Origin of the sequence: Paenarthrobacter sp. 2TAF44, assembly GCF_052114885.1 — a bacterium.
Taxonomy (GTDB): Bacteria; Actinomycetota; Actinomycetes; order Actinomycetales; family Micrococcaceae; genus Arthrobacter.
In genome coordinates this window covers 1-10,539 of sequence record NZ_JBFRFP010000047.1, presented here as the reverse complement: position 1 = coordinate 10,539, position 10,539 = coordinate 1, and the positions used below count along the sequence as shown (strand labels likewise).

Below are 10,539 nucleotides of genomic sequence, written 5' to 3'. Positions count from 1 at the left end.
CAACACCTCACCGGCACCCCAGTGAGCGAACCACAGGCGGCCTTCGTGCCAACGTCCGGACTCAATCATCGCGAAGCCGTCCGCAAGCAGACGCGGGGCGGGGAGCATCTGTGTCATGGCAACGATCCTGCCCTACGACAAGCCCGCGGTGCCAGACGTACCGCAACTGCATCCCGATCCCCCGCGAGCAGGCGGTAGCGGCACCAGTACGGGTCGGCCCTGACAGCATCGACCTGGCTGCGTTTCTGGGTCCTCGCAGCCATTCATCGGAGTGGCCGCGCCAGGCCCAGGTACCCACGCGTTCGGTAGTGCAGACGATGATTGACCGGGGCGGATTTGACTCCTGGACAGGTCCTTACACCAGTCTCTTGCTCGAAGCAGGTGGTGCTGGAGCGTCTCACTCATCCAATCGGCGAGGCGATGCGGGGTCCAGCCGAGTTGCTCTACGAGTTCCCGGTAGAGGCCGGGGGCGGCCAGGCCACGGCGGCAATGCGGTCCCGAAACCACGGCCTCTGATACAAGTCGAGGCAACGGTCGAGAGGGCGGTTCTGAAGTCAGTGGGGGCGTTGGTTCTCCTAGGAAAGGACGAGACTTTGCGCTGACCGCGGCTAGTGGGTTGGTGTGGTCAGTAGTGAATTTGGTTGCGTTAACCCCCCGCGTCCACCTCGCGGGGCGACCGCTGGCCTATTGACCAGCGGTCGCCCCGATCGTGGTTGTGCTGTTGCGCGGTCGAGTCAGCGGAAACTACTCGTCACTTGCCTATGCCAGGCTAACCGGCGAGGCCGGGGGTAGCTGTGCCCGGGGAAACGGTCGCGGCCGTGAGGACGGCCGTCTCCCGCTCGCCCTGCTGGACCTCGTCGAGTTCCTTGAGCGTGTACTTTTTGGTCTCCTTGGCGCTGAGGGCTGAAATTCCTGCCAGGACCATGAACCCGAGCGCGACCATGGACGGCCCAACCCAATCTTTCAGATCGGGGCCAGCGAGTGCTGTCGAGAGAACGGGGCCGATGACGCCCGAGATGGCGAAGCCGATCTGGGTGCCAAGGGCGAGTCCGGAGACGCGCAGTCGGCCGGGGAACATCTCTGCGAAGAACGAGGGCCAGGACGCGTTAACCATTGAGTAGAAGAGGGAGTAATTGATGATGCCAAACAGGAAGATCAGCGACCAGTTGCCGGTCGTGATTGACCACAGGTAGGGCATCATTGTGACGCCTACGCCGCCCGTTGCGATGAGGAACATCGTTTTGCGGCCGATCTTGTCCACAAGGAATCCTGCCAGGGGGGTGATTCCGAGGGCGATCACTGCCGAGACTGTGGTCGTCAGAAGCATGGTCGGCTTATCCAGCTTGTATCCGGCGGTCCCGAATGCAACCGAGAAGGTTTGCATCATGTAGCTTGTGCCCGCGATGAGCGCACAGAACACGATCCGCAGCACCGCGCGCCAATGGAAGCGCAGAAGGTGCCTGAGGGGGGCGACGTTCACCTTGGCGGCCTGGACCTTTACGAACTCGGGGGGCTCCTGGATGTGGCGGCGGATCAGGTATGCAGCGACGACGACGACGGCGGAGGCCCAGAACGGAAGCCGCCAACCCCAGGTCAGCAACTGCTCCGAGGGCATGGCGGCGACAGGGATGAAGACCAGCAGGGTGAGCAGCGTCCCCGAGGAAGAGCCCAACGTGGTGAAGCTTGCGAGGAAACCGCGTCGGCCCTCGGAAGCATGCTCCAGGCTCATGGTGATGGCACTGGGCTGCTCGCCGGAAAGGCACAGTCCTTGGATCACGCGGATCAGCACGAGCAGGATCGGAGCAAGAGGACCGATCTGGGCGTACGTGGGCAGGCAGCCGATAAGGAAGGTGCAACCGCCGATGCCGAACAGTGTGATCATCATGACGAATTTGCGGCCGCGGCGGTCGCCCATTGGTCCCAAGATGAGCGAGCCGAGGGGGCGTACCGCGTAGCCGACCGCGAAGGTGATCATGGCGAGCAGCACGCTGATGCCCTGGGGTAGATCGGGCGAGAAAAAGAGGACGTTCAGAATCAACGCGGACGAGGTGCCGTACACGGCGAAGTCGTAGTACTCCAGCGTCGTGCCGATCCAGGCCGCGACTGCTGCCCTGACCGGGGTCTTCTTCGGAAGCATGGTTTCAGTCATTTGGTCTCCGTTGGCGATGGGTGAACACCGGCTGCCGCTACACCTGGACTCTGGGAAAGAGATCTCGAGTGGAATGTCCGGCTGGTCCTGCTGTGAGCTCTCCCGCAAGTCGTGATTACGGCTTTGCTGAATGGCCTCAGGAATCAAGTTAACGTTTGCGGTGTAGGTCACACAAAGTCCTCTTTTGTGTCCCTACATAGCGATTCGTTATGGCATGGAGTCGAAGAATCGGAGACCTTTGAACAAGAGTGGGCGCTCCTTTCCACGTGAGGATGGGTTATCAGCCACGTGGTCCCTGGATAGAGGGTCTATTACAGCGTGCGCTGGTGAATGAACTGGACCTTTAACCTAGAGGGTTTGACGTTGGGCGGGCGTTTTCACGACGCCGTACCGCCTCCTCAACCAGTTCGGACATCCATGGTCGGTGGCCCCGGTGAAGGACGATCCCCGGGGGTAGTCCCTTGATGGACGGGACGGAGCCGGCAATGTCGATGGTGATGCGGCCGTTGCCAAGCGGGGCGTTGGAGATGTGCAGGTCCCCGAACGACTCGGGGAGCACGGGATCAAGCCAAACTCCACCGGCTGACACGACCGGGTCATAACGCATCAGGCTGGACACGATCTGGATGGGTGCGGTGGCTGCCCACGCCTGGGGCGAGCAAGCTGTGGGGTACGGAACGGGAGTGGCGAGGTGGTCACGGCTGAAGCCGCAGAACAGTTCCGGGAGGCGCCCGTCGGAGAACTCGGCCGCGTCCATCATCCCGCCGGCAATTCTTTGGGCTTCGGCGACGAAGCCGTACCGGAGGAGCCCGGCGGCGATGATGGCGTTATCGTGGGGCCAGACGGACCCGTTGTGGTAACTGGCCGGGTTGTAGGCGCCCATGTTGCTGGCCAGGGTGCGTACGCCCCAGCCGCTGAACATTTCCGGTGACATCAGGTGCGCGGCGACTTGCGGGGCTTTGTCTTCGTCGATCAGGCCCTGGAGCAGGCAGTGCCCCATGTTTGAGGCGCAGGCATCGACCTGCCGTTTCCTGCCGTCGAGTGCGATGGCGTAGTACCCGCGCTCGGGGATCCAGAATTGCTCGTTGAACTGCTTCTTCAGCCGGGCAGCGCGTTCGGTGAGGTCGTTGCCCAAGGCCAAGTCACCGGCGTCGTAGGCCAGCCATGCCCGTGACAGGTAGGCGACGTACACGTAGGCCTGGACCTCGCAAAGCGCGATTGGCGGCTCGGCCAGGGTGCCGTCGGCAAAGTTGATGCCGTCCCAGGAGTCCTTCCAGCCCTGGTTGAGCAGTCCTTGGTCGTTGAGCCGCTGGTACTCGACGAAGCCGTCGCCGTCCTTGTCGCCGTAGTTCACGATCCAGTCCAGTGCGCGGTCTGCGTGGGGCAGCAGGGCCTTGATGGTGTCCGCGGCGAAACCCCAGCGGCTGACGGCTCCCAGCACCATCAGGAACAGGGGAGTGGCGTCCACGCTGCCGTAGTAGTTCGATTTGCCGCCCAGGGACAGGCCGCTGGAGACATCGAGCCGTACCTCGTGGAGGATCTTGCCCGGTTCCTCTTCCGTCATGGGGTCCACCACGGCGCCCTGGCGGTCGGCGAGGGTCTGGAGTGTGCCCAAGGCGAGCGACGGGTCTACCGGCATCGCCATTACCGAGGCCCACAAGGAGTCCCTTCCGAACAAGGTCATGAACCAGGGTGCACCGGCGGCGACGACAACCCGCTCCGGATGGTGGGGGTCCTCGATTCGAAGAGCGCCGAGGTCGTCATAACTGCGGCGCAGGGTCCGTTCCACGGAGCGGTTGGTCACCTGCAGTACGGGGATTTTCGCCACCCACTCCCGTCGGCGGCGGTCTCGTGGGGACAGACTATCCCCCTCGGAATGGGTGAAAGCCAGTGCCTGGTTTCCATCGTCGAGGGGCAGAACGGTCAGGACTGTGCTCCATTGCCCATGAGCGGGTACCGAAACCCGATATTGGAGGGTGTTACCGGAAATGCCGGCCCCGGGAACGTGGATAGCGGTGCCCTTGCGGACATCCTGCCAGCGGCCCCGAATGGTTAGCGTTCGGTCTTCGGCTTCTCGTGTTTCCTCCCAGCGTCGACGGATCCGTGCCTCCTTCACCTCGAAGAGGTCCGCGTAGTCGGCCCCTATTTCCAGGACGATGAGGCACTCAGCAGGCTCCTGGGAGTAGTTGTGGACGGTGAGCTGCTCCTGGAGGCCGGCCCCGACTTCCCGCAGCCGTTCCACGATAAGTGGGCTGTCCGCGTAACTGTCGGACCGGGGGATCCTTGCAACAAATGCGGCACGGAACGGCTCCTTTGTCTCCGCAGTGAGTGGTTCAAGCTCCTGTCCATTCACTGTCAGGCGCCAGATTGACAGGATCCTGACGTCGGCCACGAAGAGGCCATGCGGACGATCGGCCTGAATATCCCCGTTGGATGACGAAATACAGAAGGATGAGCCCTCGACCAACGTCACAGAGCCAGCCCCTAGTGGACCGGCCGCCGTATCCGCATTCCACCCCGCCATTCTGGCCTCCTCCGCGACTTACCGAAGCGCCCTGCAAACAGATACCGTGCTTGCGGCGGCCTCTTGGAAAAGACGCTACGCTTGCTCGCTAGTCGCCGCCAGTCATGGCAGGGGCCTTGGAAACGCCATTGGTGACAGCAACCGCGTAGTCACGCATCCCCATCGATTGCTGGGTACTCGTCGTTATGACCCCTCCCAAAGGGCAAACACCCGCATTCGACACGGTTAAGCCAAGAGGCCCGGGGTTCCTTTCGGAACTCCGGGCTTTTCTCTTGCCGCTTTAGAGTCGATAAGCCGGTCAGTTCATGCCGGGCAGGAGGTATGCGGGCGGTCCCACCTGTGCGTCCTCCAGGTACCACATGGTGGCGCCGTGCCTGCCGGGAGGCATCATGCTTCCTTCGAACACGAAAACGGGCTCGGTGGCGGGTCCGTCCTCGGGACGCCAAAAACCGTTGGTGGGGCAATGTGAACCGGTGCTGGCTCTTGGCTGGATTCTTCTTTCAGCTGTCTTCCGGTACTGCAGGCTGGTGATCTTCTTCATGGCCGGGCTTCAAGGGGATTTATTGCCGCGGTATCGCCTTGGGCGAAACCTCTATGGCTTTTATCCTAAATCGCACGCAATTCCCTGAATAAGACTAAAGCGCGTGACCTTTTAAGGCCTGCTTATGATGCCTCGAACGGTACGGTGGGGAGCGGTGAATATTTACGCCGCAGCATTTCTTGCAGGCTCGACGATCCTCAGGACCCGGAAGTCCTCCTCGTGGAACAGGGCGTCCGCCGCTGACTTGGGCAATCTACAGGGGGCGATCGCGATGGAGACGCGGCCCGAAGGCGCCGCTCCTGAAGCTGCCACGCTCCTCTTTTCCAGCGGGGACGGCACAGCATGCGGGTCATACGTTGGCGCTATGGCGGGACAGGCATTACGTCTTTGTGTGATCCGAGTCCCGGGCATAGCTTAGTTGCAGATGATTTTCCAATGACCAATGCGTTATATCCCCGCCCGGCCATTGCCGATTGATGGCGCTAGATGCTTTTTGCATAAGCAGGGAAAGGGTTTATGGGCAGCACCATTTTTACAGTTGCGAACCACGAGCCGCGTACGTTCCTTAGGGTCGGCGTCATTAGCGCCGGTGAAGGTCATAACTGTTCCCTATAGGGAGATATCGTATTCGTCTTTGTGTGGGTCCAATTCCGCTGCCAAACTCAAGTAAGGCAGACACGGTGCTGCTGAACGGCGACAATCCGGACGCCGTCGAGCTGGCCCGCCTGATACGCAGCGAACCTATTGCCGCGGGGGTCCCACGAACCACTGCGCGACACCCAACCCCTTCCAACCCAGGGCTCTGGAATCCACCCATTGCCCCACACAAGAGCCCGCCCGACTTCTACACTTTGGAGTACCGATGCCCTTTTCCGACTACACCACCGCACTCGTCACCGGAGCATCCACGGGCATGGGCGCTGCCATCGCCGAACGGCTGGCCAAGCGGGGCCTCACCGTCCACGCGGTGGCCCGCAACGAGGAACGCCTCACCGAGCTTGCCGAGCGCACGGGAGCAGTCCCGCACGTGGTGGACCTGACCGACACCGCCGCCTTGTCCGCCGTCGTCCGTGACCTGAAAGTGGACGTCTTGGTCAACTGCGCCGGCGTGTCCCGGCCGGGCAACATCCTGGATTCCTCCGAGCAGGACATCGACGAACTGGTGGACGTCAACCTCCGCGGGCTCCTGCATCTGACCAGGCTGGTCCTGCCCGGCATGGTGGAACGGGACCTCGGCCACGTGGTCAACATCAGCTCCATCGCGGGCACCTACAACTTCTACGGCCACACCGTCTACCACGCCACCAAGGCCGCAGTGCACCAAATTTCCAGGCAACTCCGAAACGACACCGTGGGCAAGCGGATTCGCGTCACTGAAATCTGCCCCGGCCGCGTGGAAACCGAGATCTTTGGCCGCAACATGGGCGGCAGCCCCGAGGCCATGGAAGAAGCCTGGCAAACGTACTACGAGGGCTACGAGTCGCTGACCACCGACGACATCGTCAACGCCCTGGACTACGCCATCGAAACCCCGCGCCACGTGAATGTGGGCATGCTGGAACTCATGCCCACATTTCAGGTCCCCGGCGGCCTCACTTTCGACCGTCGCGGGGACTCCGACTAAAGCCGCCCCGCGACGCCCAAACGCGGGGAACTACCTTCCCACCCTCCAACCGACAGGCCCTTCAGATGCAGTTAGTACGAACCGTCAGTTTCCCCGAACCCCAGCTTCTGGCTGACCTCTCGCCCCTCCCCGAAGGACTACGGGGCGTGGTCTGGGACATGAAGGACGAGCCGGGGAAGGAGTTGGGTAGCATCGACGGCGTCATCCTGCCATACATCGATGCGGGGGCAGTGATGGGTTCCCTGGCCAAGGTCCCGGACCTTAAGTTCGTGCAGACTCAGTCAACGGGGTACGACGGCGTCCGCGAGGCTGCCGGCCCGGGCGCCGCAGTGGCAAACGCCTCGGGCGTTCATGCAGCTGCCACCGCCGAGCTGGCCGTGGGACTCATCCTGGCCAAGCTGCGCGGCATTGACCAAGCTGTCAGGGACCAGCAGATTGCAAGCTGGAAGCCGCAGCGCCGCCAGTCGTTGGCCGACCGGAAGATCCTGCTGCTGGGAATCGGCGGCATCGGCAAGGAACTCGCCCGCCGGCTCGAGCCCTTCGAAGTCACCGTGACCCGGGTGGGAAGCTCAGCCCGGACGGACGCGGACGGACAGGTCCACGGCCCGGAAGAACTGGTGGAGCTTGCCGCCGGCCACGACATCCTGGTCTCGGTCCTGCCGCTGAACGACAGGACCCACCACCTGGTGGGCCGGAAGGTCCTGGCCGCCTTGCCGAACGGCGCCCTCATGGTTAACGTAGGCCGCGGCGCTGTGGTGGACACCGGCGCCCTGACCCGGGAAGTGGTGTCCGGCCGCCTGCAGTGCGCCATCGACGTCGTCGATCCCGAACCACTGCCCGCAGATCATCCGCTGTGGTCAGCGGCGAACGCACTCATCACCCCTCACATTGGCGGTAATGCGTCAGCCTTCGAACCACGGATCCTGAAGCTCCTGAAGCTCCAGCTTGAGGCCCTCGCCGCCGGTGAAACCCCGGCAAACCTCGTCCAGCCGGGGCCGTTCGCATGAGCGCGCTTTTTGATTTGACAGGCCGGGTTGCCCTTGTGACGGGTTCCAGCAGGGGTATCGGTTCGGCGCTTGCATGGGCGTTGGCGGACGCCGGAGCAACGGTAGTGCTCAACGGCGTCAATGAGGAACGGCTTAAGGAAGCAGCCGCTGCGATGGCGGCGGATTTCCCGCCAGGCCGGGTCCACAGTATTGCCTTCGACGTGACTGACGACGGCGCGGCCGCCCGCAGCGTCCGCTGGATCGAAGAGAACGTGGGCCCGCTGGAGATCCTGGTCAACAATGCGGGGATCCAGCACCGCGTCCCGATGCTTGACCTGGACGTGGCTGACTGGGAACGCGTGCTCACCACGGACCTGACCAGCGCGTTCCTGGTGGGCCGCGAGGCTGCCCGACACATGATCGAACGGGGCCGGGGCAAGATCATCAACATCTGCTCCGTGCAAACGGACCTGGCCCGTCCAACCATCGCCCCGTACATTGCGGCAAAGGGCGGGCTGCGGAACCTCACCCGCGCCATGACGGCAGAGTGGGCCGCCTCCGGGCTGCAGATCAACGCGATCGCGCCGGGCTACATCCACACCGAGATGACGCAGAACCTCGTTGATGATGGGGCCTTCAACTCCTGGATCCTGGGCCGGACCCCCGCCCACCGTTGGGGGACCGTCCAGGACCTCGCCGGACCCGTGGTGTGGCTGGCCTCGGATGGCTCGAACTTCGTGAACGGACAGACCATCTTCGTTGATGGTGGGATGACAGTGGTGGTCTGATGACTCTGAATACGCACTTGGGCGCAGGCCTGGAAGAACTGCCCGCCACCAGCCCGGCACTGGTGGCCCACGCCGCTGGCGACCTCCGGATCGATGAGGTCCCGCTGCCTGAACCCGCCGCGGACGAGGCAGTGGTTGAGGTCCGGTACGGCGGAATTTGCGGCTCGGACCTGCATTACTGGCTGCACGGCGCGGCGGGGGAGTCCATCCTGAAGGCCCCACTGGTGCTGGGCCATGAAATTTCCGGCACCGTGGTGCGTGCCGCTGCCGACGGGTCGGGACCACAGGCCGGGACCGCCGTCGCAGTCCACCCCGCCACACCCGGCCCAGGCGCGGCCAAGTATCCCGCGGACCGGCCCAACCTTTCCCCGGGCTGCACCTACCTGGGCAGCGCTGCCCGCTACCCCCACACAGACGGCGCGTTCAGCAGGTACGTGACCCTGCCGGTGCGGATGCTGCGGGCCCTGCCCGATGGCATGGACCTGCGCACCGCGGCCCTGATCGAACCCGCGTCCGTGGCCTGGCACGCGGTATCCCGCGCCGGTGACGTCCGCGGGAAAACGGCGCTGGTGATCGGCTCCGGACCTATCGGCGCTCTGGCCGTCGCCGTGCTCAAACGTGCCGGCGCCGCCCGGATCACCGCCGTCGACCTGCACCCCAAACCACTGCAGATCGCCAAGGCCGTCGGCGCCGACGACGTCATCAACGCCGCCGACACCGCAGCCATCGCCGCCGTCGAGGCCGACGTCGTGATCGAATCGTCCGGAAACCACCACGGCCTGGCCTCCGCGATCCAGGGCGCTGTCCGCGGCGGCACCGTGGTGATGGTGGGCCTGCTGCCCACCGGCATGCAGCCGGTGCCCATCTCGCTGGTCATCACCCGCGAACTTGACCTCAAAGGTTCATTCCGGTTCAACGACGAAATCGACGAGGTGATCGCGGCCCTCGCGGACGGGTCCCTGCACATGGAGCCCGTCATCACCCATGAGTACCCCTTGTCCGACGCCCTGCACGCCTTCGAGGTCGCCAAGGACTCCACCAGCTCCGGCAAAGTCCTCCTCAGCTTCGGGGAACCCGGGGATGCCCAGTGAGCGGGCATCTGCCTCCCTTAGTAGTGATGGGTGTGTCCGGCTGCGGAAAGTCCACCGTCGGAGCCCTCCTGGGGCAGCGGCTGGGCATGCCGTTCTTTGACGGGGATGATTTCCACCCTGCAGCCAACAAGCAAAAGACGGCCGCCGGGGTTCCGCTGACGGACACGGACCGGGAGCCGTGGCTTGCCCGGCTAGGGGAGTTGCTTGCAGGGAAGGACGACGGCGGCACGGGAGTCGCGCCGGTTGTTGCCTGCTCCGCACTGAAGCGCCGGTACAGGGACCTCCTGCGCAGTTATGCACCGGACGTTGTCTTCGTCCACCTCGCCGGCACTCCGGCCACAATCGGCGCACGGATGGAGGCGCGTTCCCACGAGTTCATGCCGCGCGCACTGCTGGACTCCCAGTTCGCCGCGCTGGAGGACTTGGAGGCGGACGAGGCCCATGTGCTGGGCGATATCACCCAGCCCCTGGACGTCCTGGCCGAGACGCTCGATCTCAAACTGAGGCCGGCGTTCACCGAGCCGCGAAAATACCAATACCGCGTGAACCCATAAGCAAAGTGCATGGAAGCAACCTCTGCACGCGAGAAAACACGTCAAAGGGCGCATTCATCCCTGTCCAGGTCCAGGTGTCATAAGTGTCCCTTATTGATCCACGCACATTAGGTCTTATCCACAGCGCTCGCGGATCCCTAGTCTCGAAAAAGGGGATGCGTGAATCCGCGCGTCCTGGGTTCCACATTCCTGGAGGAGACATGTCCGACTACCTGCCGGCGTCGAGGGTCACCCGCATCAAGTCCTCAGCCAGCGTTGCGGCCGCCGCCCGCGTCCGCGAAC

Annotated in this window: 8 protein-coding genes; 5 read left to right on the top strand and 3 right to left on the bottom strand. The window is 63.7% G+C overall.

Annotated elements, in window-relative coordinates:
* Positions 1-769: 769 nt before the first annotated feature.
* The 3 genes from AB4Z15_RS24800 to AB4Z15_RS24790 form a co-directional block, all read right to left on the bottom strand.
* A complete protein-coding gene (locus tag AB4Z15_RS24800) occupies positions 770-2,149 on the bottom strand; it encodes an MFS transporter (protein ID WP_442019382.1) in 1,380 nt (459 codons plus the stop codon).
* A gap of 343 nt (positions 2,150-2,492) precedes the next feature.
* Positions 2,493-4,673, bottom strand: coding sequence for an amylo-alpha-1,6-glucosidase (locus tag AB4Z15_RS24795; protein WP_442019381.1), 2,181 nt, complete (start codon positions 4,671-4,673; stop codon positions 2,493-2,495).
* Positions 4,674-4,971: 298 nt separating this feature from the next.
* A complete protein-coding gene (locus AB4Z15_RS24790) occupies positions 4,972-5,214 on the bottom strand; it encodes a hypothetical protein (protein ID WP_442019380.1) in 243 nt (80 codons plus the stop codon).
* Positions 5,215-6,076: 862 nt separating this feature from the next.
* Between AB4Z15_RS24790 and AB4Z15_RS24785 the strand changes: the two genes are divergently transcribed.
* The 5 genes from AB4Z15_RS24785 to AB4Z15_RS24765 all read left to right on the top strand — a co-directional run bounded on the left by AB4Z15_RS24785 (position 6,077) and on the right by AB4Z15_RS24765 (position 10,257).
* Positions 6,077-6,838: an SDR family oxidoreductase gene (locus tag AB4Z15_RS24785; protein WP_442019379.1), complete on the top strand. Its 762-nt coding sequence runs from the start codon at positions 6,077-6,079 to the stop codon at positions 6,836-6,838.
* A 65-nt stretch (positions 6,839-6,903) separates the two neighbouring features.
* Positions 6,904-7,845 carry a 2-hydroxyacid dehydrogenase gene (locus AB4Z15_RS24780; protein ID WP_442019378.1) on the top strand — a complete coding sequence of 314 codons (942 nt, stop codon included), beginning with the start codon at positions 6,904-6,906 and terminating at the stop codon, positions 7,843-7,845.
* Entirely contained in the window at positions 7,842-8,612 is a 771-nt protein-coding gene (locus AB4Z15_RS24775) for an SDR family oxidoreductase (RefSeq protein ID WP_442019377.1), read from the top strand. Before AB4Z15_RS24780 ends, AB4Z15_RS24775 begins: the two co-directional genes overlap by 4 nt.
* A complete protein-coding gene (locus AB4Z15_RS24770) occupies positions 8,612-9,703 on the top strand; it encodes an L-idonate 5-dehydrogenase (RefSeq protein WP_442019376.1) in 1,092 nt (363 codons plus the stop codon). The genes AB4Z15_RS24775 and AB4Z15_RS24770 overlap by 1 nt, the downstream gene beginning before the upstream one ends.
* The gene (locus tag AB4Z15_RS24765) at positions 9,700-10,257 is read left to right on the top strand and encodes a gluconokinase (RefSeq protein ID WP_442019375.1); all 558 of its coding nucleotides are present in this window, start codon (positions 9,700-9,702) and stop codon (positions 10,255-10,257) included. Before AB4Z15_RS24770 ends, AB4Z15_RS24765 begins: the two co-directional genes overlap by 4 nt.
* The last annotated feature ends 282 nt before the right edge of the window (positions 10,258-10,539 follow it).

Bases quoted from the DNA above. Each gene is read 5' to 3' on its own strand.
- AB4Z15_RS24800 (WP_442019382.1), bottom strand. From the start codon at position 2,149: ATGACTGAAACCATGCTTCCGAAGAAGACCCCGGTCAGGGCAGCAGTC.
- AB4Z15_RS24795 (WP_442019381.1), bottom strand. From the start codon at position 4,673: ATGGCGGGGTGGAATGCGGATACGGCGGCCGGTCCACTAGGGGCTGGC.
- AB4Z15_RS24790 (WP_442019380.1), bottom strand. From the start codon at position 5,214: ATGAAGAAGATCACCAGCCTGCAGTACCGGAAGACAGCTGAAAGAAGA.
- AB4Z15_RS24785 (WP_442019379.1), top strand. From the start codon at position 6,077: ATGCCCTTTTCCGACTACACCACCGCACTCGTCACCGGAGCATCCACG.
- AB4Z15_RS24780 (WP_442019378.1), top strand. From the start codon at position 6,904: ATGCAGTTAGTACGAACCGTCAGTTTCCCCGAACCCCAGCTTCTGGCT.
- AB4Z15_RS24775 (WP_442019377.1), top strand. From the start codon at position 7,842: ATGAGCGCGCTTTTTGATTTGACAGGCCGGGTTGCCCTTGTGACGGGT.
- AB4Z15_RS24770 (WP_442019376.1), top strand. From the start codon at position 8,612: ATGACTCTGAATACGCACTTGGGCGCAGGCCTGGAAGAACTGCCCGCC.